A 21,188-nucleotide genomic window follows, 5' to 3' on the forward strand; every position below is an offset into this window, starting at 1 on the left:
CGGCGAGCGGTGGCAACCGCCTTTGGGACCGACGCTTCCGGAACGCTCATCCCGTTGGCGTGAGTGCGGGGGTGGGCGTAGTCGGTGGCGTCTCGGGTGTGGTCGGTGAGGCAGCGGACTCCGGTTGGACGGTGCCAGGTGGAGCGGGGAGGACCGGCGGGGACGGGCCAACTGTGGGCTGCGGCCTGAACGGCGCCGCCTCCGGGCAGTACGGGTAGCCGCGCAGCAGTGGATTGGCGTTGCCACTCAGGTTCTGCAGGTCAGGGCAGTCTGGGTAGCCGAGCCGGATCGGATCGCCGTTCTGGTCGAACAGCCGCGCGTACTCCACCAGCCGCCCCTCGCTGTCGTACACGAAGACGTCGCGGATGTGGTCGTACTGACTGTCAACGGAGATCGGGGCGTAGTAGTCACCCTCAACACGCCGATCCTCCAGATAGACCAGCGCCGCCAGCCCGAACCCGACGAGCACCAGGTTGCCGAGGACCAGCAGTCGTCCTGGCCAGGTTCGCGACCGGGCCTCCCAGCGACCGAGCATGACCGAGGCGACGACCAGGGCCGCCAGGGTCATCAGGCCAACCGACAGGTGGCCTTCGAACCTGGGCAGTAGTCCGATACTGCCATTGAGACCAGTAGTGAACACGGCCAGCAGCATCGCCGCGAGGTAGCCGCGCAGAATCCACCAGCCCGGGGCGAGAAGGTGCAGGAAGGCCCGCACCGTCGGATACCCGAGGCGTCGGCCGAGCTGCCGGTCGAGCGTGTTCAGCCGGGCATGGACCCGGTCGACGAAGGCGATCGGGTCTCCGGTCGCCGACCGGCGATCGGCTCCGACCCCGGCGGCGATGCGCAGCTCAACTGCGTATGCCTCCGGCTCGCCGAGCCGTTCGACCAGCGTCCCACCGGACTCGGCGGCCACCACGGCGAGGTGCTCTGGCAGATCTTCGGTCAGCTCGTCTCGGATCGCCGGCGGCAGGTCGGTCAGGGCGTCGCGTACCCGGACGACGTAGTCGGCTATCTCCTGCTCAGTGACGGTCATGCCGCCCTCCCCCGATCGTCGAGCAGCGTGTCCATGGTGGCGGCGAACGTGCGCCAGAGCTTGCCGGAGCGGGCGAACTGCTCGCGACCGGCGTCGTTCAGCGAGTAGTACTTACGGTGCGGACCGGACTCGCTGGGCACCACGTACGTGGTGAGCAAGCCCGCCGCGAAGAGACGGCGCAACGTGCCGTAGACCGAGGCGTCGCCCACCTCCGCCAGGCCGGCGTCGCGCAACCGGCGCAGAATGTCATAGCCGTAGCCATCCTCGTCCCGAAGCACCGCGAGAACAGCCAGGTCCAGCACGCCCTTCAAGAGCTGTGTGGTATCCACACAAAAAACAGTAGTGCTTAATGCACAGTAGTGTCAAACCAGGTGCTCCGACTGAACTCCACGCCAGGCCCCCGAGGTCAGGCGCACGACCCGCTCCTACCGCAGGCTGTAGCCGATACCGTCGAGAATGTCGTGCTCGGACGCGACCACGACATCCTTGCCCGCACGCTCCATGATCACGCGCAGCACCAGGGCACCCGCCGCGATCACATCCGCCCGGCCCGGATGCATCACCGGGATCGCCAGCCGCTGCGCACGGGTCGCGTTCAGCAGGTCGGCCGTCACCTCCGCCACCGCCCGATACGACACCCGGGCGTGGTGGATACGCTGCGGGTCGTACCCAGTCAGCCCTTCGGCGATGGCGACGACCGTGGTGACGGAGCCAGCGAGCCCGACCAGCGTGGCGGCTTGCCGACCGGGCACCGCGTCGAGCGCCCGGTCCACGGCAGCCACGATGTCCGCCTCGGCCGCCCTGATCTCGGCAGGATCCGGTGGGTCACCCTGCAGATGCCGCTCGGTCATCCGGACACAACCAATGTCCACCGAGATCGCTGCCGCCACCCCACCGGTGGGGGTGCCCACGACGAACTCCGTCGAACCGCCACCGATGTCGACCACCAGGTACGGCTCCCGGGTCGAGCCGGGCAGGCCACGAACTGCCCCGGTGAACGAGAGTCGCGCCTCCTCCTCCCCGGTCACCACCTCCGGGGCGACCCCCAGCGTCCGCTCCACCATGTCGCGAAAGTCGGCGGCGTTCTCCGCATCCCGGGAGGCCGACGTGGCACACATCCGCACTCGATCGACGCCCAACTTCTCGATCTCAGCGGCGTACTCCGCCAGCGCCACCCGGGTCCGCTCGATCGCCTCCGGGGCCAACCGGCCGGTGCGGTCGACTCCCTGGCCCAGCCGAACAGTCTCCAGTTGGCGGCTCAGCTCGACCAGGGGCGCGTCCGCTCCAGCGCCCGGATCCGGCAGATCGGCGACCAACAGGCGAATCGAGTTGGTCCCGCAGTCGATGGCCGCCACACGCGTCGTCACGCCCGCAACCCTACGGCAGCCCGGACGGCCCGCTCAGAGCCGCAGCAGCATTCGGGTGTTGCCGAGCGTATTCGGTTTGACCCGCTCCAGGTCGAGGAACTCCGCGACACCCTCGTCGTACGAGCGCAGTAGCTGTTCGTAGACCGGGTGCGGCACCGGCGCCCCATCGATCTCGGTAAACCCAAACATGCCGAAGAAGCGAGTCTCGAAGGTGAGCACGAAGATTCGCGCCACGCCCAGCTCCCGGGCCGCGTCGATCAGGTCGGCCACGATCCGGTGCCCGATCCTGCCGCCCCGACAGGCCGGGTCAACCGCCACCGTACGGATCTCCGCCAGGTCCTCCCACATGACGTGCAGGGCGCCACAGCCGACCACGTCGCCAGCGGGTGTCACCGCGACCCGGAACTCCTGCACCTGCTCGTACAGGGTCACGGTCGCCTTGCTGAGTAGCCGCCGGCCGTCGGCGTACGTGTCGATCAGCCGCCGAATTCCCCGAACGTCCGCTGTCCGGGCCCGCCGAAGTACGATCCCGCCGGCAGCGGTCATCTCACTCGTCCGCCGGCGCGGCCACGCATGGTCCTCCCGCCCACCACGGCTCGATCAGCCTCAGCACCTCGTCCCCGAACGGATTGACGCCGGGACCGGCGGCGAGCGCATGCCCGAGGTGCACGTGCAGGCACTTGACCCGATCCGGCATCCCACCGGCGGAGATTCCGGCGATCTCCGGTACATGACCGATCGCCTCCCGACGCCGGAGGTAGTCCTCGTGCGCGGCGCGGTAGCGCGCGGCCAGCTCCGGATCCGCCGCGAGCCGGTCGGCCATCTCCTTCATCAACCCGGCTGACTCCAGCCGGCTACAGGCCGCCGTCGCCCGGGGGCAGGTCAGGTAGAAAAGCGTCGGGAAGGGCGTGCCGTCGGCGAGCCGCGGTGTCGTCTCCACCACGTCCGGCGAGCCGCACGGACAGCGGTGGGCCACCGCCCGGGTGTCCCGGGGTGGGCGGCCGAGCTGTCCCGCCACCGCGGCCAGGTCGGCTGGGGTGGCCGGCTCGCGTCGCGGCAGGGGTACGGAGGAGGCCGCCGGCTCCTGCGGTGGTACGACTGTCACGGTGTCCTTCCTGGTTCGGTGGCGGCGCTCACTCGCCGGGCGATTCCTGATCCGCGGCCGTCACGCTCGACCACAGTGTGTCGTACCACCGGTCTTCCCCGGCCAGGCCGGGCGGCTGATCCGCCGCCTCGGCCTCCCCCGGCGGGGTGGAGAGCACGATCAACAGCTGCTCGCCCTCTCGGCCCATGAAGAAGCGTTCCCTGGCCTTGGCCTCAATGTACTTCTGGTCCTGCCACTTCGCCGCCTCGGCGGCGAGCTCCTCGATCTCCGCCCGCTGCGCCGCCTGGGCGGCCTCCATCCGGGCGATATCGGCCTGTTGATCAAGGTAGACCCGGACCGGGTAGGTGTAGCCGAGAGCGAGGGCGACCAGCACCGCGACCAGCACGGTCGCCCGCCCGGTGCCCCAACGGGGGCGGGGTGCGGAGAGCCGCTTCACCGCACCACCGGGAGCCGACCGCCGAACGGCGGGCCGGTTCGCCGAACGGGCTCCGTCGGCGCCCCGGACCGCGCCCGGGGTGCGGCTGTCGGTCGCCCGCGACTCGGCGCGAACGCCGCCCGCACGGACCGGCCGGGCACCGCCCGCCCGACCGGCCTGACCTGGCCGACGGGCCGGACGCTGTCCGCCCGGCGTGCGGCGCTGCTGCATCCTCTGGCCCCTCCCCCCGAAGGTTGCGCGTCTGTCAGGCAGAACGGTAACGCGGGAACGCGCCCGCCCCGGCGTACCGCGCGGCGTCAGCCAACTCCTCCTCGATCCGCAGCAGCTGGTTGTACTTCGCGACCCGGTCAGAGCGGGCCGGTGCACCGGTCTTGATCTGGCCGCAGCCGGTGGCGACCGCGAGGTCGGCGATGGTGGTGTCCTCGGTCTCGCCGGAGCGGTGGCTCATCATGCAGCGGAAGCCGGCCCGGTGAGCCAGGTCCACCGCGTCCAGGGTCTCGGTGAGCGAGCCGATCTGGTTGACCTTCACCAGGACCGAGTTGGCGGCGTTCTCGGCGATACCACGCGCGATCCGCTGCGGGTTCGTGACGAACAGATCATCACCGACGATCTGAATCCGGTCCCCGACGGAGGCCGTCAGCGTGCGCCAACCGGACCAGTCATCCTCGGCCAGCGGGTCCTCGATCGACACGATCGGGTACGCGTCGGCGAGCTTGGTGTAGTAGCTGCTCATCTCCTCCGCGGTCTTCGCGGCGCCCTCGAAGGTGTAGGTGCCGTTCTCGAAGAACTCGGTCGCCGCCACGTCGAGCGCGAAGACGATGTCGGTGCCGAGCCGGTAGCCCGCCTTCTCGACCGCCTCCGAGATCAGGTCCAGCGCGGCGGCGTTCGTCGGCAGGTTTGGCGCGAAGCCACCCTCGTCGCCGAGGCCGGTGGCGAGACCCTTCTTCTTCAGCACCGACTTCAGCGCGTGGTACACCTCGGTGCCGGAACGCAGGGCCTCCCGGAACGTCGGCGCACCGATCGGCGCGACCATGAACTCCTGGATGTCGACGTTGGAGTCCGCGTGCGCCCCACCGTTGAGGATGTTCATCATCGGAACCGGCAGCAGGTGCGCGTTCGGGCCGCCGAGGTAGCGGAAGAGGTTCAATTCGGCGGCGCCAGCAGCAGCCTTCGCCACCGCCAGGGAGACGCCCAGGATCGCGTTGGCACCGAGCTGGCTCTTGTTGTCCGTACCGTCGATGTCGAGCATCTTCTGGTCGATCAGCCGCTGCTCGCTGGCCTCGTACCCGATCAGCTCGTCAACGATCTTGTCTTCGATGTTCGAGACCGCCTGGGCAACGCCCTTGCCGAGGTAGCGGTCCTTCTCACCGTCGCGCAGCTCGATCGCTTCGAAGGCGCCGGTGGAGGCGCCCGAGGGCACCGCAGCGCGGGCGATCGTGCCATCGTCGAGCCCCACTTCGACCTCGACGGTCGGGTTGCCCCGTGAGTCGAGAATTTCCCGGGCGACGATTCCCTCGATGGTTGCCACTGAGTCGCTCCTCGTGTGTGTGCCGATCGTTAGTGGCCGCGACGGTGCGGCGGGAAAGGTGTTGCACGCAGCGTATCGGGCAGCGATGGGGCGCGACGCGGCACCCGGCGGTTGAATCCCCGGCCGCGCCGTCGAATGCCGACCCTTTCCGTCGAACAGCATGCCCGACATTCCCGTGCTCTCCGATGTCAACCCGGCGTCGAAGTTTGCACGCACTCGATCCGATCGGCGAGGCTGGTCGTCATGTCCGCCATGTCGACCCCGCTCCGCCTGCTCGCCGCTGCCGCCATCGCGTCGCTCACCGTTACCGGTTGCCAGAGCCTCGACGAGGCCGGTCAGACCATCAGCCACGCCGGTCTGGTCAACGACCTCGCGAACCGGCTGGACGGGTCCCTGAGCCGGACCTACACAGCCGACTACCAGCTCACGTCCGGGCAGACCGCGACCATCGCGCAGGCTCAGGAGCCGGCTCGCGCCACGTACCACTGGACGGGCGGTCAGCTGACCGCCACCGAGGAGGCGACCACCCGGTGCGAGACCGCCGATGGGCGGACGGCCTGCACGGTCGAACCGCCGCCGGCCACACCGGCAAAGCCGGCAGTGGCTGTCTTCACCGCCGCCGAGAGGCAGGGTTTGGTCACCCCGCCAGCGGTGCTGGAGCTGTTGACCACCGCCGCCCTGGATCCGGAGTCCACCATCACCAGCAGGGACACCACTCTGGCCGGGCGGCAGGCGACCTGCGTCGAGGTGCGCCGGCCGGCCGGCGACCTCACCGCCTGCATCACCGCCGAGGGGGCGTTGGGCAGCTTCACCGGTCACCTTGATGGCGCGCTGGTCACCGTCACGCTGACCAGCTACCGGGAGGCCGCGGACGGCCCGATGTTCGCGCTGCCGGCGGAGGCCGACGTGGTGGACCGTTCGGCGAGCCCAGCACCCTAACCACATTTGTGGCACATATTCGCTTTCATGTCCTTCTGAGGCTAATGCCGGTTTAGCCTGCTGGCGACTGCTACCGCCGACCCGGTAGCCGAGGAACCTGGCCCCACCCGGGTTGGCGGTGCTCCTCGCCGTTCACGGGGAAAGGACACCGACACCGCGATGAACCATCAGCACCACACCCAATATCCCGATCCCCCAGGCCGAAACTGGGCGCGGTCACGCCGGCGGTGGTGGGCCGCCGGGCTGGCCGGCGTGACCGGCCTGACCCTCACCACCACCATCGCCGCCGCCAGCCCGGCCGCTGGCTCCGTCACCCACGCCCAAGCCATGATCAATAAGCCGACGAAGCCCGCTGCCGACGACCGGGGTGGGAGCCCCGACAGCCGCAGGGGAGAGAAGCCGAAGGGCACCCCCGTGCCCTGCGACACGGATGCCCTGATCGCCGCGATATCCCTTGCCAACGCCCGTGGCGGCGCCATCCTCGATCTGGCCACAGGCTGCACCTACCTGCTCACCACCGACATCCTCGGCGCCGGCCTGCCCGCCGTCACCTCCCCCATCACCCTCAACGGTGGCACACACACCACCATCGAACGCGCGGCCGCCGCTGACCAGTTCCGCATCCTCACCGTCGACACCGGCGGCGACCTCACCCTCAACAAGCTGAAGATCACCGGCGGGCACACGCTCCTCGACGGCGGCGGCGGAATCCTCGTCAACCCCGGTGGAGCGTTGACCACGAACCACAGCACCATCACCCGCAACATATCCGGCGGCAACACCAACGGCGGCGGCATCGCCAACCTCGGCACCACCCGAGTCAGATACTCCACGGTCAGCCACAACACCGCCACCGACGTCGGCGGCGGCATCGCCAGCCTCGGCTGGCTGGAAAGCACCGAATCCACGTTAGACAAGAACATCGGAGTCGTCGGTGGTGGCCTTTTCGCCGTCAACGCCGCCGTCAGCGGCGGAAGCATCTCCAGGAATCACGCAATCAGATCTGGCGGCTTGTCCGTCTTCATGGGCGCCAGCCGGGTTGTTGGCACTCGAATCTCGGAGAACACCGCCGACGCCATCGGCGGCGTCGGGGTGGAGGGAGGCGGACAGCTGACCCTGCGACACGTCAGTCTCACCGACAACACCGCTCAGAACGTCGGTGGTGTGTTCGTCCAAGGAGGCATGGGTGTCGACAGCGATGCAGTAATTGAGGACAGCACCATCAAGGGGAACTCCACGAACGCCCTCGGCGGAGGGATCCTCAACGAGGGGCAGACGGTGTTGCGGCGCACCCACGTCATCGGCAACCAGGCCGACCAGGGTGGCGGCATCCTCAACAATGTCATCGGCCGGCTCACCCTCTTCACCACGAAGGTCGTTGGCAATATCGCCGTCACCGAAGGCGGTGGAATCGTGAACCAACCGGGTGGCACCGTGGACCTGAACACCGCCACCGGCACCATTGTCACCAAGAACCGACCGGAAAACTGCATCAACGTCACCGGGTGCTCGGGGTAACCCACCGCCCCCACAACACCACGGGATCCGTCCCGCCGCGAAAGCTGGCGGGACGGATCTCAGCCACCGGTGCTGCCGGCACGTTCGGCATGTCGAACGACCTCGGCGTAGGCGAGGGCGGCGCGGCGCAGGGCCGCCTCCGGATCCAGCCCGGAGGCGCGGGCGGCGGCCACCGCGGCCAGCAAGTCGGCGCCGAGCCGAGCCTCCGGGTCGGTCTGCGACTGCGCCGGCGGAGGCGTGACGGCGAGCCGCACCCGGCCGACCCGGTCAATGATCTTGGCGGCCAGGGCGAGGGCGGGCTGACTCAGGGCGATGCCGTCCAGCACCGAGTCACGCGCCTTCTCCGCCCGCTTGATCCGCTCCCAGTTCTCCTCGATCTCGGCAAGGGTGCCGGCCGGCTCCTCGGCGAAGACGTGCGGATTGCGCCGCACCATCTTGTCGACCAGGCCACCGGCCACGTCGTCCACACTCCACCGCTCGCCCTCGGGCAACTCCTCGGCGAGCCGGGCATGCAGCAGCACCTGGAGCAGCACATCCCCCAGCTCCTCGCGGAGCGCGTCGGTGTCCCCGGCGCTGATCGCGTCGTACGCCTCGTAGCACTCTTCCAGCAGGAAGCCGGCCAGGCTGCGGTGGGTCTGCGCCCGCTTCCACGGGTCACCCCCGGGCGAGGCGAGCCGGTCCAGCACCGCCACCGCGTCGAGCAGCCGCGCTCCGGGCGGATCCCATGATCCGTACAGCAGCTCCAACTCGGCGAGCCCCGGCTCCCGGGCCAGGCGCAGGCCCAGCTCCCGAGCGAGTGACTCGTCCCCCGCCGGGCCGGCGAGCCAGACCGCACCACCGCGGGTGGTGGCGGTGTCGAGCAACGCCGGGGTGGCCGGGCCGGCCACGACGGTGACCTCGGCGCCCGCGGCCCGAAGCACCGCCGTCAGCTCGCTCTCCGCCCCGGCCAGGACGGGATTCTGGCGTACGACGTCCCACGCGGCTACGGTGAGCAGCCCGGCCGGCAGCCGTGGCGAGGTGACGAGCAGAGTGATCCGCGCCGCCATGCTCAGGCCGGCCGGTCCGCTCCGGTCGGCGGCAGCGGCTCCGGGCTGGAGACGTCGGTGACCGCGTCCGAACCGGGCTCACCCAGGAGCACACTCACCGCCGCGACATCCTGCGAGAAGTTCAGCACCGGGAACTCCAGCGGCCGGTAGCGGGGGTTGACCGTGACGTCGTACTCCCCAGCAGCCTCAGCAAGTGCCCGACGGCTCGCCAGCCCGTTGCGTAGCTGGGGACCGTCGAGCTGACCGGCGACCACGTCATCCGGAGTATCCGGAGGAATCACTCCGGCCGTCCGCCCAGCGGCGATCACGTCTGCCAGCTCCTGCTCGGTCGGCGCGACCGAGTCGTCCACCGGCAGCCCGGAGAGGCAGGTGTAGAGGGCGGCCAGATGCCGCACATACTCCGACTCCCGGGGCAGACCGAACTGACCGGCGACCTGAACCGGCTCCACCCGCTCCCGCGGCTGGTAGCCCCGCTCAGCGGAGACCCGGTCACACACCGTGCCGAGCACCAACGCGCTGACGACCTCGGACCGAGCCGGCGGCTGCGGGGCCAGCCCACCGAGCTCGGGCGCCTCCGTCGCGGCGGTGGCCCGCAGCTCGTCGAGGAGGCTGTCCACGGTGTTGTCGGTGATCTGCTGGTCACCCACGTACGCGGCGACACCCGGCTCGGTACGACATCCGGTGAGGGCGACGAGGCCGACCACCAGGCTGACGGCGGCGACAAGACGGCGAGCACGCATGACAGCAACTCTCTCACGGTGGCGGCGCAGGACCGGACGCCCCCCACACCCCGCGTCCGCCGGCTGGAGCTGCGGCACCTCACCGCCCGCCATGCGCCGTGGAGGTGGCGGCACCGGCCGACTCCCGGGGCGGGCCGAGCACGTCGGCGAGGAGCTGCCCACACCACTCCAGCAGCGCCTGGTCGCGCAGGGGCTCGCCGCCGACCCGACGGGTGCTCGGCCGGGGCACACTGACCTGTTCCAGCGCCTGCTTGTAGACCGCGTCCGGATGGTAGCGCTTGAGCCGCAGCTGTTTCGAGTCCGGTAGCGGCAACGGGCCGTACCTGATGTTGCGACCCTGCATGCTGACGTCGGTGAGCCCGTACTGCCGGGCGAGCAGCCGGAACCGGGCCACCGCCACCAGGTTCTGCACCGGGGCGGGCGGCTCGCCGTAGCGGTCGGTCAGCTCGGCGACCACCGCGCGCAGCCGCTCCTCGTCCCGGGCCTCGGCGAGCTTGCGGTACATCTCCAGGCGCAGCCGCTCCACCCCGACGTAGTCGTGCGGCAGGTGGGCATCCACCGGCAGATCGACCTTGATCTCCGGCTCCTCCTCCGGGCGCTCTCCCTTGAAGGCCTGCACCGCCTCCCCGACCATCCGCACGTACAGGTCGAAGCCGACGCCCTCGATGTGACCGGACTGCTCGCCGCCGAGCAGGTTTCCGGCGCCCCGGATCTCCAGATCCTTCATCGCCACGTACATCCCGGCACCCAGCTCGGTGTGCTGGGCGATGGTCGCCAACCGCTCGTGGGCGTGCTCGGTCAGCGGCTTGTCGGACGGGTAGAGGAAGTACGCGTACGCCCGCTCCCGGCCCCGGCCGACCCGGCCCCGGATCTGGTGTAGCTGGGCCAGACCGAGCAGGTCGGCCCGCTCGACGATCAGGGTGTTGGCGTTCGGGATGTCGATGCCGGACTCGACGATCGTGGTACAGACCAGGACGTCGAACTCCTTCTCCCAGAAGCCGACCATGACCCGTTCCAGGGCCTCCTCACCCAGCTGGCCGTGCGCCACCGCGACCCGCGCCTCGGGGACCAGCTCCCGCAGCCGCCGCGCCGCCCGCTCGATCGACTCCACCCGGTTGTGCAGGTAGAAGACCTGGCCGTCCCGGAGCAGCTCACGGTGAATGGCGGCGGCCACCTGCCGCTCGTCGTACGCCCCGACCGCGGTGAGCACCGGGTGCCGCTCCTCCGGCGGGGTGGCGATGGTGGACATCTCCCGAATGCCGGTGATCGCCATCTCCAGGGTCCGGGGGATCGGGGTGGCCGACATGCTCAGCACGTCAACCGAGGCCCGCACCGACTTGAGCTGCTCCTTGTGTTCGACCCCGAAGCGCTGTTCCTCGTCCACGATGACCAGCCCCAGGGAGCGGAACCGGGCGGACGCCTGCAGTAGCCGGTGGGTACCGATGACGATGTCGGCGGTGCCGGCCGCGGCCATCTCCAGGGTCTGCTCGGCCTCCTTCGGCGTCTGGAACCGCGACAGCTGGCGAATCGTCGCCGGGAACTGACTCATCCGCTCGGCGAAGGTGTTGTAATGCTGCTGCACCAGCAGGGTGGTGGGCACCAGCACCGCCACCTGCCGGCCGTCCTGGATCGCCTTGAACGCCGCCCGAACCGCGATCTCGGTCTTGCCATAGCCGACATCGCCGCAGATCAGCCGGTCCATCGGGACGGTCTGCTCCATGTCCCGCTTGACCTCCTCGATCGCGGCGAGCTGGTCCGGCGTCTCCTGCCAGGGGAAGGCGTCCTCCAGCTCCTGCTGCCACGGGGTGTCCGGGCCGAACGAGTGCCCCTTGGACGCCTTGCGGGCGGCGTAGAGCTGGATGAGCTGCGCGGCGATCTCCCGGACCGCCTTGCGGGCCCGGGCCTTCGACTTCTGCCAGTCCGAGCCGCCCATCTTGTGCAGGGCCGGCTGCTCACCGCCGACATACCGGGAGAGCTGGTCGAGCTGGTCGGTGGGGACGAAGAGCCGGTCGCCCGGCTGGCCGCGCTTACTCGGGGCGTACTCGATAACCAGGTACTCCCGGCTGGCCCCGTTGACGACGCGCTGCACCAACTCGACGTAGCGGCCGATGCCGTGCTGCTCGTGCACCACGTGATCGCCGGCCCGCAGCTCCAACGGGTCGATGGTGTTACGCCGCCGGCTCGGCAGCTTACGCATGTCCCGCGTTGACGCGCCCCGGCCACCGGTGACGTCGCCCCCGGTGAGCAGGACGAAACGGGATGCCTCAGCAACAAAACCACCGGTCAGTGACCCACAGCTGACCAGGACCTGGCCGGCGGTCGGCGCCGAGATCACCTCGTCAACCAGGCGCGCACCGAGCCCGGCGTCGTGCAGCACCTCGACGGCCCGCTGGGCCGGGCCGTGCCCCTCGAAGACCAGCGCGACCGACCAGCCCTCGCCGGCCCAACGCTTCAGTTCCTCCACCACCCGCGCCGTCTCACCGTGGTAGAGCGGCGCGGGCTGGGCCGCCACCGTCACCGCGATCGCGTCGTCCGGGGTGACGTCGACCTCGTCCGGCTCGTCCTCCCACGGCTGGCCGGCGAGGGCCGGCTCGGCCAGCCCGAACGGGGAGATCGTCCACCACGGCTGCCGCAGCTCGCGGGCCCGCGCGCGGACGTCGGCGAGCGTCCGGAAGGCGGCCGCGCCGAGGTCGATCGGGGCCGCGCCGCCAACCGCTGCCGCGGCCCAGCTCGCCTGGAGGAACTCCGCCGAGGTACGCACCAGGTCGTGCGCCCGGGTGCGAATCCGCTCCGGGTCACAGAGCAGCACGTGGGTCCCCGCGGACATGGTGTCCAGCAGCAGCTCCATCGAGTCGGCACCGATCAGCGCCGGAGCGAGCGACTCCATTCCCTCGACCGGAATGCCTTCGGCCAACCGGTCGAGGATCTCCGCCAGCTCCGGGTGCTCCGCCGCCAGCACGGCGGCCCGCTTCCGGACGGCCGGGGTGAGCAGCAGCTCCCGGCAGGGCGGGGCCCAGAGTTGGTCAACCTGCTCGATCGTGCGCTGGTCGGCCACGGCGAAGGTACGGATCTCCTCCACCTCGTCGCCCCAGAACTCGACCCGGGACGGATGCTCGTCGGTGGGGGGGAAGACATCGAGGATGCCGCCGCGCACCGCGAACTCACCGCGCTTGGTGACCAGGTCCACCCGCGCGTACGCCATGTCGGTGAGCCGGCGGGCCACGTCCTCGAGGTCAGCCTCGTCGCCGGCGGACAGCCGCACCGGCTCCAGCTCCCCCAGCCCCTTGAGCTGAGGTTGCAGCAGGGACCGGACCGGAGCGACGACCACCCGCAGCGGGCCACTCCGCCCCTGCGCGTCGGTCACCTCGGGGTGGGCGAGACGACGGAGCACCGCCAGCCGGCGGCCCACCGTGTCGGAGCGCGGCGAGAGCCGCTCGTGCGGCAGCGTCTCCCAGGACGGAAAGACCGCCACCTGGTCGGTGGGGATCAGGCTGCCCAGCGCGGCGGCGAGGTCGTCCGCCTCCCGGGTGGTCGCGGTGACCGCCAGCACCGGGCGCGCCGCGCCCCCCACCGGCTCGTCGGCCGCCACGGCGGCGACCGCGAATGGACGCAGCGCCGGCGGTGCGGTCAGGTCGAGCCCGTCGACCTGGGCTGCGCCGGATCGCGCCAGGTCCCGGGCTCGGGCCAGGGCCGGGTCGGCGAGGGCGGCGGCGAAGAGTCCGGTGAGCATGTGATCACTTCCACGGCGACGGCACGACGAGCGCCCCTCGTCCGGCTGGACGAGGGGTTGACCCGTTGACCCTATCGCTCCGGGAGCGGGTCGACGGCCACGTGATGCGGATCCCGGCGGGCCGAAGCGACTCGCCAAGAGTGAACAAGGACACCCCGTGGGTTCCGCCCGGTTCCCGCGGTTACCATCCTGGGAGTCGGACAGCGCTGTCCTTCGTACTCGCGTAAGGAGCGCATCGTGACCGACCAGCACGACCACGACGGCCCCGACGCCGCACTCCGCGCCGACATCCGCCGCCTCGGCACCCTGCTCGGCCAGACCCTCGCCCGACAGGAGGGGCGGCCCCTGCTCGACCTCGTCGAGGAGATCCGCGCCCAGGTTCGCACCGACGCCCCGGCCGCCGCGCAGCGGCTCGCCGGGTTGGATGTCGCCACCGGCACCCGGCTGGCCCGCGCCTTCTCCACGTACTTCCACCTGGCCAACATCACCGAACAGGTCCACCGCGCCCGGGATATGCGGCGCCGTCGGGCCGTTCAGGGCGGCTGGCTGGACCAGACCGCCAAGATGATCGCCGAGCGCGGCGTTCCCGCCGAGGAGATCGCGGCGGCGGCGCGGCGGCTGGCCATCCGTCCCGTCTTCACCGCCCATCCCACCGAGGCCGCCCGCCGCTCGATCCTGAGCAAGCTGCGCGCGATCGCCGACGAGCTGGACACCGAGACCACCAACGCGGTCCTCTACGGCGCCAGTGACGAGGGCCCGGCCAACCGCCGCCTCGCCGAACTACTCGACCTGATGTGGCAAACCGACGAGCTGCGGCTCGACCGGCCGGACCCGACCGACGAGGCGCGCAACGCCATCTACTACCTACGCGACCTCTACGCCGAGGCGGCGCCACAGGTGCTCGACGACCTCGCCGACACGCTCCGCACCCTCGGGGTGGAGACCTCACCCACCGCCCGGCCCCTCACCTTCGGCACCTGGATCGGAGGCGACCGGGACGGGAACCCGTTCGTCACGCCCACGGTGACCCGGGAGGTCCTCGGCATCGCGCACGAGCACGGCCTCGCCGCCACCGAGAAGGCCATGGACCAACTGATCAACGAGGTCTCCGTCTCCCGGCGGCTGCGCGGCGTCTCGCTTGACCTCTCTGCGAGCCTCGCCACCGACCTGGATGCGCTGCCCGAGGTGGCGCCCCGGTTCCGTCGGGTGAACGCCGAGGAGCCGTACCGGCTCAAGGCCCGGTGTGTGAAGTCGAAACTCGCCAACACCCGGCAGCGGCTACGCCAGGGCACGGCGCACACGCCGGGACGGGACTACCGCGGATCGGGTGAGCTGATCGCCGACCTGGAGTTGCTGCGCGCCTCGCTGGCCCGCAACTCCGGTCAGCTCACCGCCGTGGGCCGGCTCGCCTCGACCATTCGTACAGTCTCCGCCTTCGGCCTGCACCTCGCCACCATGGACGTCCGCGAGCACGCCGAGAAGCACCACGAGGTGTTGACCCAGCTCTTCGGTGCGGTGGGCGAGGTGTCCGACTACCCGGCGCTGAGCCGGCTGGAACGTACCAAGCTCCTCGCCGACGAGCTGGCCGGGCGCCGACCCCTGTCTACGCTCGACACTCCGCTGACCGAGTCGGCCCGCCGGACCTTCGATGTCTTCAGCACCATCCGGGAGGCCCAGGACCGGTTCGGAACCGAGGTGATCGAGTCGTACATCATCTCGATGACCCTCGGCGTGGACGATGTCCTCGCCGCCGTCGTGCTGGCCCGCGAGGCGGGGCTGGTGGACGTGCACAGCAGCCGGGCCCGGATCGGCTTCGTACCGCTGTTGGAGACTCCCGCCGAGTTGAACGCCGGTGGTGACCTGCTGGACGAGCTACTCTCGCTGCCCGCCTACCGGGCCCTGGTCAGCGCCCGCGGCGACGTCCAGGAAGTGATGCTCGGCTACTCCGACTCCAACAAGGAGGCGGGAATCACCACCAGCCAGTGGTCCATCCACCGGGCGCAACGCGCCCTGCGGGACGTGGCCGCTCGGCATGGTGTGCAGCTGCGGCTCTTCCACGGCCGGGGTGGCACTGTCGGCCGAGGTGGTGGGCCGACCCACGACGCGATCCTGGCCCAGCCATACGGGACCCTCGACGGCGAGATCAAGGTGACCGAGCAGGGTGAAGTGATCTCCGACAAGTACAGCCTGCCGGCGCTGGCCCGGGAGAATCTGGAGCTGACGGTCGCCGCGGTGCTCCAGTCGACGCTGCTGCACACCGCGCCCCGGCAGCCGGCCGAGATGCTGGAACGCTGGGACGCGACGATGGACGTGGTGAGCGCGGCGGCCTACCGCTCGTACCGGGACCTGGTCGAGGATCCGGACCTGCCGGCGTACTTCTGGGCGTCCACCCCGACCGAGCTGCTCGGCGCGTTGAACATCGGCTCCCGACCGGCGAAGCGGCCGAACACGGGTGCCGGGCTCGCCGGCCTGCGGGCCATCCCGTGGGTCTTCGGTTGGACCCAGACCCGACAGATCGTCCCCGGCTGGTTCGGCGTCGGCTCCGGGCTGGCGGCGGCCCGCGCCGCTGGCCACGGGGACGTGCTCGCCGAGATGCACCGCAGTTGGCACTTCTTCCGGACGTTCCTGTCAAACGTGGAGATGATGCTGACCAAGACCGACCTGACCATCGCTCGGCGATACGTGGAGACGCTGGTACCGAAGAAGCTGCACCCGATATTCCACAAGATCGAGCAGGAGTACGAGCTGACCCGGCGGGAGGTACTCGCCGTGACCGTCTCCCCGGAGCTGTTGCAGAACGCGCCGGTGCTCCAGCGCACACTGGCGGTACGGGACACCTACCTGGAACCGCTGCACCACCTCCAGGTGGCGTTGTTGCGGCAGTACCGGGACTCCGGCGCACCGGGCCGGGCGGTGGTGACGGCACCGGGCAGCCGTCGGGCGCCCAGCGACGGCACCGCCCTGGAACGCGCCCTGCTCACCACGGTCAACGGCATCGCCGCTGGCATGCGCAACACCGGCTGAGCGCCGTGGACGGGCCACTGTGCCCGCCCACGGCGGAGGCAGGCCGCCACCACCTTCGATCCACCCGACGCCGGTCGGTCGTACTTGTTTGGGATGCTCGGCGACATGGAGTTTCCGACGCTGGCCGTGATGCTCGTCTGCCTCGCGGCGGGAGGCGCGGTGGGGTGGTACGCCGCCCGGGCCCGGTCCGCCACCGAGCTGGCCCGGCTGGAGGCCACGCTGGCCGCCGCGCAGGCGGGCGAGGGTCGGCTGGAGCAATCTCTGCGGACGCTGGGCTACGAGGCCACCGCGCAGTCCCAGGAGGCGGTGGCCCGCGCGGTGGCCCCCCTGCACGACACCCTCCACCGCTACGAGCAGCGGGTCGCCGAGTTGGAGCGGGACCGGGTTGACGCCTACGCCGAGCTGCGCGAGCAGGTGCGCGCCATGAGCACGGTCTCCGGTGAGCTGCGCACCGAGACCAAACAGCTCGTCGCGGCGCTGCGGGCGCCGCAGGTCCGGGGGCGGTGGGGCGAGCACCAACTGCGCCGCATCGTCGAGGCGGCCGGCATGTTGGAACACTGCGACTTCGCCGAGCAGGTAACAGCCACGACCGATCAGCAGACAGTCCGCCCCGACCTGGTGGTTCGCCTGCACGGGGGGCGGTCGGTGGTGGTGGACGCGAAGGCGCCCTTCGAGGCGTACCTGACCGCGATGGAGGCCCGCGACGAACGGGGACGCAACGCACACCTGGACGCGCACGCGAAACATCTGCGGGCCCACGTGGACGCGCTGGCCGCGAAGGCGTACTGGACCGCCTTCGACCCGGCACCGGAGTTCGTGGTGCTCTTCGTGCCCGCCGACCCGTTCCTTGACGTCGCCCTGCAGCGCGATCCGACCCTGCTGGAGCATGCCTTCACCCGCAACGTGGTGCTAGCAACCCCGGCCACCCTCGTCGCTCTGCTGCGGACGGTCGCCTACGCGTGGCGGCAGGCGGCGCTGGCCAGCAACGCGGTGGCGGTGCACTCGCTCGCCCGGGAACTACACGGCCGACTCGCCACGCTCGGCGAGCACGTGGGCCGGCTGGGGTCCGCGCTCGGTGGAGCGGTATCGGCGTACAACCGGGCGGTCGGTTCGCTGGAGTCGCGGGTGCTGGTCAGTGCCCGCAAGCTCGCCGAGCTGGGCGTCTCCGACGAGGAACTGGCCCCGCCGGCGCAGGTGGAGCTCGCCCCCCGCCAGCCGCAGGCCCCGGAGCTGTCCGAGCCAATTCCAGAGTGGATGCAGTTACGCCCGCACGTGGACGGCGAACGCGCCGATTCGGTGTGACAACACCAAGCCGGGAAGTCACGAGATGGCCACAACGCTCCCATCGATAGTGACAACCGGCATCGATAGCCGAAGGATTTCGCTCACGCGTGCCCTGGAACTGAGGGCCCTGTTCTCCGGAGGAGAGAACGTGAGCAAACCCCGAAAGCTGAGCCGGCGCACCTCCGCCGGGCTCTTCGCCTCGGTCATGGCCGCCAGCGCCGTGACCGTTGCGGGCGGCGCCGCCACAGCGAGCGCCGCGCCTGACACGCCATCCACCCCCGTCGAGGTGCTGGGTTCGCACGACGCCAAACTCCTGGCCGAGGCGGAAGCGAAGAAGGCCGACACCGTAACCCTGATCGTCGCGACCGAGCAGGACGAGGCGAAAGAGGTCGCTGGCGACCTGAGCGAGCTCGGTGCGGCCGTCACGGACCGATACGACACCATCGGCTACGTCCTGGCCACCGTCCCGACCAACAAGGTAATCGAGGCCGCCACCCTGCCCGGGGTCAACGCGGTCGACCTGGACGAGACGATTCAGCTCGCCGACCCGCGGCCGGCGACCAACGGACCGCAGGCCGCACCGCAGGGCCGCACGCCCAGCGGTCCCGGTGCCGACACCCGCGCGGACAACCCCTACCTGCCGGCCGGCGAGACCGGCGCCGTCACGTTCGTTGACCGGAATCCCGAGTGGGACGGCCGGGGGATCACCATCGGCATCATGGACTCCGGCGTGGACCTGGACCACCCGGCGCTCCAGCACACCACCACGGGCGAACGGAAGATCGTCGACTGGGTCACCGCGACCCACCCGTTCGAGGATGCCACCTGGCGCCCGATGATCACCGAGGTCACCGGCCCATCGTTCGAGTCGGCCGGCGGGACCTGGACGGCGCCGGCGGGCAGCTACCGCTTCAACGTCTTCCGGGAGGCGATCACCACGGGCAGTGACGTGCTCGGTGACGTCAACCGGGACGGCGACACCTCCGACGAGTGGGGCGTGCTCTACGATCCCACCACGAACGACATCCTGATCGACGTTGACCTCGACGGAGACTTCACCGACGAGACCGTCATGCGTCCGTACCAGGAGAAGTTCGACATCGGACACTTCGGCACGGACGACCCGGCAACCACCGTCCGCGAGCAGATGCCCTTCGTGGTCGAGTTCCGGGAGGACGTCGACACCACCCCGGTCGGCGGCCCCGGCCTGGTCGACTACGTCAACATCGGCATCGTCTCGGATGCGCACGGCAGCCACGTCGCCGGCATCACCGCCGCCAACGACATGTTCGGCAACGAGGTCTTCGACGGGGCCGCGCCGGGCGCCCAGCTCGTGTCGTCCCGCGCCTGCTCCTGGGGCGGCGGCTGCACCGCCTCGGCGCTCACCAGCGGCATGGCCGACCTGGTCATCAACCGCAATGTCGACGTGGTCAACATGTCGATCGGTGGTCTGCCGGCGCTCAACGACGGCGACAACGCCCGCACCGAGCTGTACAACAACCTCATCACCACCTACGGCGTCCAACTCGTCATCTCCGCCGGCAACTCCGGCCCCGGCCTGAACACCATCGGCGACCCGTCGGTCGCCCAGCACGTCATCAGCGTCGCGGCCAGCGTCAGCAAGGACACCTGGCTGGCCAACTACGGCTCGGTGGTGCGGACCAAGAACGCGTTGTTCAACTTCTCGTCCCGGGGCCCACGCGAAGACGGCGGCAGCAAGCCGAACATCACCGCACCCGGCGCGGCGATCTCCACCATCCCGCTCTGGCAGGCGGGCAGCCCGGTCCCCGAGGCCGGCTACGCGCTGCCGCCCGGCTACGGCATGTTCAACGGCACCTCGATGGCCTCTCCCCAGGCCGCCGGTGCCGCCGCGCTGTTACTCTCGGCCGCCCGGGCGACCGACCGCGGGGTCACCCCGCAGATGCTGCGCCGCGCGCTGTACAGCTCGGCAAAGCCGATCAAGGATGTGCCCACGTACGGCCAGGGCTACGGCATGGTGGACGTGTCGGGCGCGTGGAAGCTGCTGCGCAAGGGCGTGCAGACCCGCTCGTACACCTCGGTGGCCCCGGTCTGCACCGTCCTCTCCGACCAGCTGGGGACGCCGCACCGCGGTACCGGCGTCTACAACCGGTGCGCCGCCGGCGAGGGGGGTCACCGGATCGACCAGAAGAAGACCTACCGGGTCAAGATCACCCGTACCAGCGGGCCGACCGGCACCGTCAAGCACGACATCGCGCTGCGCGGCAATGACGGCACCTTCCGGGCGCCGAAATCCGTCGCGTTGCCACTGAACCGGACCGTCACCGTCCCCGTCGTCGCTCGGCCGGATGCGGGCGCACACGGCGCGATCATGACGGTGGATGACCCGGCGACCAACACGATCGACTTCGAGGTCTCCCTCGTGGTCGTGGCCAGCAACGACACCCGCAAGCCGAATTTCTCCTTCTCGGCCGAGGGGTCGGTCGACCGGAACGGCGTCGAGTCCTACTTCGTGACCGTTCCGCCGGGTACCGAGGCCCTCCAGCTGAACCTCGGCGGCATCGCCACCGGCTCGCAGACCCGGTTCATCGCGTTCAACCCGTACGGCGTACCGACGGAGAGCACCTCCAGCCGGGTCTGCTTCACCAACTACTCCGACCCCGACACCTGCAACCCGCAGGAGCGGGACTACCAGAACCCGCTCCCCGGGGTCTGGGAGATCGAGGTGGAGTCGCGGCGCACCTCGCCGTCGTTGAACAACCCGTACCGGCTGACGGCGCGGATCCAGGGAGTGGCGTTCGAGCCGGCCGTGGTCGAACTACCGGCGGTTGACGCCGGTACGCCGACCCCGGTCGAGTGGAGCCTGACCAACACCTACGGCCCGGTCACCGTCACCGGCCAGGGTGGCCCGCTCGCCAGCGTCCACACTGACCGCCCGACCATCGCCGAGGGCGCCGCGCAGGAGTTCCTCGTGGAAGTGCCGGCCGACGCGGCGGAGTTCGCGGCCCGGATCGGCAACCCGGCAAACGCCGGGGCCGACCTGGACCTGTACGTCTACCGGGGCACCGCACTGCTCGGCTCTTCCGCTGACGGGGACTCGGAGGAGGCGGTGACGCTGTCGAAGCCGGCTCCGGGCACCTACCGGATCGTGGTCGAGGGGTACTCGGTGGACGGCCTTGGTGGCAGCACGGCGTACGACTACCGAGACTCCTTCTCCGCCCCGGAGCTCGGCACCCTGTCGGCACCGTCAACCCCACTCACCCTGGGGCACGGCGACACCGACGCCTTCGGCGGCACGGTGACCGCCCTGGCTGGCCCGGCCGCTGGCCGGGAGCTGCAGGGTGAGCTGACCGTGGTGACGGCGGAGGGCGCGGTCGTCGGCCGCAGCGCCGTCGCCATCGGCTCGGTGAACTGACCCGTACGCGACACCAGCAGGAGCCCGTCCCCGGTGACCGGGGG

At 70.5% G+C, this 21,188-nt stretch carries 15 protein-coding genes; 5 read left to right on the plus strand and 10 right to left on the minus strand.

Features of this window, described 5'->3' with window-relative positions:
- Positions 1-46 precede the first annotated feature (46 nt).
- The 7 genes from SALPAC6_RS0114740 to eno form a co-directional block, all read right to left on the minus strand.
- Positions 47-1,033: a DUF1700 domain-containing protein gene (locus SALPAC6_RS0114740; RefSeq protein ID WP_018254163.1), complete on the minus strand. Its 987-nt coding sequence runs from the start codon at positions 1,031-1,033 to the stop codon at positions 47-49.
- Positions 1,030-1,362: a PadR family transcriptional regulator gene (locus SALPAC6_RS0114745; RefSeq protein ID WP_026189686.1), complete on the minus strand. Its 333-nt coding sequence runs from the start codon at positions 1,360-1,362 to the stop codon at positions 1,030-1,032. The genes SALPAC6_RS0114740 and SALPAC6_RS0114745 overlap by 4 nt, the downstream gene beginning before the upstream one ends.
- 96 nt (positions 1,363-1,458) lie before the next feature.
- Entirely contained in the window at positions 1,459-2,388 is a 930-nt protein-coding gene (locus SALPAC6_RS0114750; RefSeq protein ID WP_018254165.1) for a Ppx/GppA phosphatase family protein, read from the minus strand.
- A 45-nt stretch (positions 2,389-2,433) separates the two neighbouring features.
- Positions 2,434-2,946, minus strand: coding sequence for an amino-acid N-acetyltransferase (locus SALPAC6_RS0114755; protein ID WP_018254166.1), 513 nt, complete (start codon positions 2,944-2,946; stop codon positions 2,434-2,436).
- Position 2,947: 1 nt separating this feature from the next.
- Complete coding sequence (locus SALPAC6_RS0114760; protein WP_018254167.1) at positions 2,948-3,505, minus strand: DUF501 domain-containing protein; 558 nt, start codon at positions 3,503-3,505, stop codon at positions 2,948-2,950.
- A 28-nt stretch (positions 3,506-3,533) separates the two neighbouring features.
- Positions 3,534-4,151, minus strand: coding sequence for a septum formation initiator family protein (locus SALPAC6_RS0114765; RefSeq protein WP_018254168.1), 618 nt, complete (start codon positions 4,149-4,151; stop codon positions 3,534-3,536).
- A gap of 34 nt (positions 4,152-4,185) precedes the next feature.
- The gene (eno, locus tag SALPAC6_RS0114770; RefSeq protein ID WP_018254169.1) at positions 4,186-5,469 is read right to left on the minus strand and encodes a phosphopyruvate hydratase; all 1,284 of its coding nucleotides are present in this window, start codon (positions 5,467-5,469) and stop codon (positions 4,186-4,188) included.
- 243 nt (positions 5,470-5,712) lie between these two features.
- Between eno and SALPAC6_RS0114775 the strand changes: the two genes are divergently transcribed.
- Positions 5,713-6,408: a hypothetical protein gene (locus SALPAC6_RS0114775; RefSeq protein WP_018254170.1), complete on the plus strand. Its 696-nt coding sequence runs from the start codon at positions 5,713-5,715 to the stop codon at positions 6,406-6,408.
- A gap of 159 nt (positions 6,409-6,567) precedes the next feature.
- On the plus strand, positions 6,568-7,926 hold the full coding sequence (locus tag SALPAC6_RS0114780; RefSeq protein WP_018254171.1) for a hypothetical protein: 1,359 nt from the start codon (positions 6,568-6,570) through the stop codon (positions 7,924-7,926).
- A 59-nt stretch (positions 7,927-7,985) separates the two neighbouring features.
- On the opposite strand, the gene SALPAC6_RS0114785 is transcribed toward SALPAC6_RS0114780, so the two are convergent.
- The 3 genes from SALPAC6_RS0114785 to mfd form a co-directional block, all read right to left on the minus strand.
- Positions 7,986-8,972 carry a nucleoside triphosphate pyrophosphohydrolase gene (locus SALPAC6_RS0114785; protein WP_018254172.1) on the minus strand — a complete coding sequence of 329 codons (987 nt, stop codon included), beginning with the start codon at positions 8,970-8,972 and terminating at the stop codon, positions 7,986-7,988.
- A 2-nt stretch (positions 8,973-8,974) separates the two neighbouring features.
- Entirely contained in the window at positions 8,975-9,712 is a 738-nt protein-coding gene (locus SALPAC6_RS0114790; protein ID WP_018254173.1) for a hypothetical protein, read from the minus strand.
- Between the two features lie 79 nt (positions 9,713-9,791).
- The gene (gene mfd / locus SALPAC6_RS0114795; protein WP_018254174.1) at positions 9,792-13,442 is read right to left on the minus strand and encodes a transcription-repair coupling factor; all 3,651 of its coding nucleotides are present in this window, start codon (positions 13,440-13,442) and stop codon (positions 9,792-9,794) included.
- A 237-nt stretch (positions 13,443-13,679) separates the two neighbouring features.
- Between mfd and ppc the strand changes: the two genes are divergently transcribed.
- From ppc to SALPAC6_RS0114810, 3 genes are all read left to right on the plus strand, one after another.
- On the plus strand, positions 13,680-16,466 hold the full coding sequence (gene ppc / locus SALPAC6_RS0114800) for a phosphoenolpyruvate carboxylase (protein ID WP_018254175.1): 2,787 nt from the start codon (positions 13,680-13,682) through the stop codon (positions 16,464-16,466).
- A 93-nt stretch (positions 16,467-16,559) separates the two neighbouring features.
- Positions 16,560-17,768, plus strand: coding sequence for a DNA recombination protein RmuC (gene rmuC, locus SALPAC6_RS0114805; RefSeq protein WP_018254176.1), 1,209 nt, complete (start codon positions 16,560-16,562; stop codon positions 17,766-17,768).
- A gap of 130 nt (positions 17,769-17,898) precedes the next feature.
- The gene (locus tag SALPAC6_RS0114810; RefSeq protein WP_018254177.1) at positions 17,899-21,144 is read left to right on the plus strand and encodes a S8 family serine peptidase; all 3,246 of its coding nucleotides are present in this window, start codon (positions 17,899-17,901) and stop codon (positions 21,142-21,144) included.
- The last annotated feature ends 44 nt before the right edge of the window (positions 21,145-21,188 follow it).

Origin of the sequence: Salinispora mooreana, from assembly GCF_000379065.1 — a bacterium.
GTDB lineage: Bacteria > Actinomycetota > Actinomycetes > Mycobacteriales > Micromonosporaceae > Micromonospora > Micromonospora mooreana.